Origin of the sequence: Streptomyces sp. YS-3, from assembly GCF_045257485.1 — a bacterium.
Classification (GTDB): Bacteria; Actinomycetota; Actinomycetes; order Streptomycetales; family Streptomycetaceae; genus Streptomyces.
Genome location: NZ_JBJHPC010000805.1, coordinates 1 through 2,544 on the forward strand (window position 1 = coordinate 1; position 2,544 = coordinate 2,544).

The window sequence follows — 2,544 nt, forward strand, 5'->3', positions numbered from 1 at the left end:
GCCCCGCCGCCGTCCCCGGCATGACGGGCCGTGCCACTTCTGCCGCCGCCTTCGTCAGCGACACCGCGCACACCTTGAACTCGGGCTGGAGCGAGATCGGGTCGACCGCGTCGCTGGTCACCGCGTTGATGCTCAGATCCGTGCCGTACAGGTCGTTCCAGTGGAAGGGCGCGAAGCAGCAGCCCGGCCGCACCCGGTCGGTCACTATGGCGGGCAGCACCGCGCGGCCACGCCGAGAGGCGATCTCCACCCCGTCGCCCTCGCTGATACCGAGGCGTTCGGCGTCCTCGGGGTGCACCTCCACGAACGGCGCCGGGTTGAGCTTGTTGAGCTTGGCCACCTTCCCCGTCTTGGTGAGGGTGTGCCACTGATGCTGCAGCCGCCCGGTGTTGAGTACGAACGGGAAGTCGTCGTCGGGCATTTCGGCGGCCGGGATATGCGGGCGCGCGTGGAACACGGCCCGCCCGCTCGACGTCGGGAACACCGGGCCGCCGCCGTCCTCGGCCACGTACCGGATCGGGTTGCGGTCGGGTCCCTCGGCGGTCGGGGCGGGCCACTGCACCGGTGTGGCGCGCAGCCGCTCGTAGGTGACCCCGCGCAGGTCGTAACCGGTCTTCGGATTCCAGGCGCGCTTGATCTCCTCGAAGACGTCCTCGGGGCCGGCGTACGTGAACGCCTCCTCGTACCCCATCGCGCACGCCACGCGCGCGATGATCTGCCAGTCGGGCAGCGCCTCGCCGGGCGGGTCGACGGCCTGCCGGGCGAGGGTGAGGTTGCGCTCGCTGTTGATGAGGACGCCCTCGGCCTCCGTCCACAGAGCGCCCGGAAGCACCACGTCCGCGTAGGCGGTGGTCTCGGTATCGGCGAACACGTCCTGAACGACGACGAACTCGGCCGCGCTCAGCCCCTCGACGACGGTGCGCCGGTTGGCGACGGAGGCGACCGGGTTGGTGCAGATCACCCAGCACGCCTTGATGTCGCCGTCGGCCATCCGCCGGAACAGTTCGACCGTACCGAGCCCCGCCCCGTCCGTGCGCAGCGTGCCCGGCTCCAGCCCCCACAGCTCCTCGGTGAAGGCCCGCTCGTCGTCGACCAGCACCGAGCGCTGGCCGGGCAGCCCAGGGCCCATGTAGCCCATCTCGCGACCGCCCATGGCGTTGGGCTGGCCGGTGAGCGAGAACGGGCCGCTGCCCGGCCGGCATATCGCGCCTGTCGCCAGATGGAGGTTGACCAGGGCGTTGGTGTTCCAGGTGCCGTGCGTGGACTGGTTGAGCCCCATGGTCCAGCAGCTCATCCACTCGCCGGCCTCGCCGATCCACCGCGCCGCCGTACGGATGTCGTCCTCGGGGATGCCGGTGGTCTTGGCGACGCAGCTGGGCGGGTAGTCGGCCAGGAACTCGCCCATGGCGTCCCAGCCCTCGGTGTGCGCGGCTATGAACGCGGGGTCGGTGTGCCCGCCCTCCTGAAGGAGGTGGAGCAGACCGTTGAGCAGGGCGAGGTCCGTACCCGGCTTGATCTGGAGGAAGAGGTCGGCCTTGGCCGCGGTCGCGGTACGGCGCGGGTCGACGACGATCAGCTTCGCCCCCGCCTTGACGCGCTCCATCATCCTCAGGAAGAGGATGGGGTGGCAGTCGGCCATGTTGGAGCCGATGACCAGGAAGACGTCGGCCTTCTCGAAGTCCTGGTACGAGCCGGGCGGACCGTCCGCACCGAGCGACAGCTTGTAGCCGCTGCCGGCACTGGCCATGCACAGCCGGGAGTTGGACTCGATCTGGTTGGTCCCGATGAAGCCCTTGGTCAGCTTGTTGGCCAGATACTGCGCCTCCAGGCTCATCTGGCCCGACACATACAGCGCGACGGCGTCCGGGCCGTGCTCGTCGACGATCGCCCGCAGCCTGCCAGCCGTCTCGGCGATCATCGCGTCGACCCCGGCCGGCACCGGCTCCGCCCCCCGTTCACCCCGTACCAGCGCGGTGCTCAGGCGCCCGGGAGCCGCCAGCATGTCCGCCGTCGTCGCCCCCTTGGTGCACAGTCGACCGGAATTGGCGGGGTGTGCCTTGTCGCCGGAGGCCTTGAGCACCGTGCGCCGGCCATCCGGCCCCACGGTGATGTCGAGGACCATCCCGCAGCCCACACCGCAGTACGAGCAGACCGTGCGCACCTGGTCGGTGGCGGCCCGCGTGCCCTGTGCGGTCAACGGGTGTCCCCTCTCGTCTCGGCCGGGATCCCTTGGGCTCCGACCGTACGAAATGCCCGTTACTTCGATGTCACGTGCGGCGATCACGAGTGGTTACGTCGGCCACACTAAACGCGCCCCGATGCTGTGAGCACCTGTGTGCGACTGCGGCACGCCTCCGATGTCGGACATCACGAGGTGCCCGGGTCAGATGTGAGGAGCACGGCCGAACGCTCACCTACGAAGGTCGAAACCGTTGGAGACCTTGCTTACGTAGGGAAACTTCGCCTACGTAGAAGAAGTCCATGCCCTCGTAGGTCGAGCCCACGACTCAATGGACGAGGGGACGAGGGGACGAGGGGACGAGG

The 2,544-nt window shown here is 69.3% G+C and carries 1 protein-coding gene; it reads right to left on the reverse strand.

What is annotated here, in order from left to right; translation table 11 throughout:
• A partial coding sequence (locus ACJA3G_RS34975; RefSeq protein WP_406557054.1) for a molybdopterin oxidoreductase family protein occupies positions 1–2,122 on the reverse strand: 2,122 nt, incomplete at its 3' end.
• Positions 2,123–2,544: the final 422 nt, after the last annotated feature.